The organism is Psychrobacter sp. TB55-MNA-CIBAN-0194, from assembly GCF_040309505.1.
In the GTDB taxonomy this organism is placed as follows: domain Bacteria; phylum Pseudomonadota; class Gammaproteobacteria; order Pseudomonadales; family Moraxellaceae; genus Psychrobacter; species Psychrobacter fozii.
On the sequence record NZ_JBEOOW010000709.1, the window covers coordinates 1 to 241 of the forward strand.

Annotated in this window: 1 protein-coding gene; it reads left to right on the forward strand. The window is 69.3% G+C overall.

The features are described from left to right. Window positions 1-221 (forward strand): ABC transporter permease family protein (locus AAEY75_RS16825; RefSeq protein ID WP_352260306.1); only part of this gene is annotated, 221 nt, incomplete at its 5' end. Window positions 222-241 lie beyond the last annotated feature (20 nt).

The following is a 241-nucleotide window of genomic DNA, read 5'->3' on the forward strand; positions in this document are numbered from 1 at the left end:
GGCTGTCGGCGAGCGCGTTCGCGATTCCGGGCCTGCTCGGCGGACGACGGCTGAAGGTCGCGGCCACGGCCGTCTACGACGAGTTCCTCGGCTCGCTGAACTGGCCGCTCGGCGCGACGATCGCGGTGCTGCTGCTCGCCGCGAACCTCGTCGTGATGCTCACTTACTACCGCGTGCTCGAACGCCGCTACGCGCGCAGCCTCGGAGGCGCATCGCGATGAGAAAGAACGGTCCCTTCGCC